At 35.4% G+C, this 353-nt stretch carries 1 protein-coding gene; it reads left to right on the forward strand.

Translation table 11 applies throughout. From position 1 onward, the window contains the following. A partial coding sequence (locus EYW44_RS22000) for a phosphopantetheine-binding protein (RefSeq protein WP_243643720.1) occupies window positions 1–353 on the forward strand: 353 nt, incomplete at both ends.

Below are 353 nucleotides of genomic sequence, written 5' to 3' on the forward strand. Positions count from 1 at the left end.
TATTTAGTTTGTTACTATACAAGTACAACAGGTATAGAATCGTCTGAGCTGGAAAGTTATTTACAGGAGATTTTACCAGAGTATATGGTTCCTGGAGTCTATGTAGTTTTAGATAGTTTTCCATTAACCTCCAACGGTAAGATAGATTATTGTAATTTGCCGAAAGCCAGCATGGTTTCCAAAGAGAGCTATACAGCTCCTGAAACTACCTTAGAGTCTTCATTAGTAAGTGTTTGGTCAGAGGTACTGTCTATTGAATCATCTGAATTGAGTGTTACACAAAGTTTCTTCCGTTTGGGAGGTCATTCATTAAAGGCAATAAGTTTAGTTAATAAGCTTAATAAAGAACTAGG

Source organism: Tenacibaculum sp. M341 (genome assembly GCF_004337695.1).
GTDB lineage: Bacteria > Bacteroidota > Bacteroidia > Flavobacteriales > Flavobacteriaceae > Polaribacter.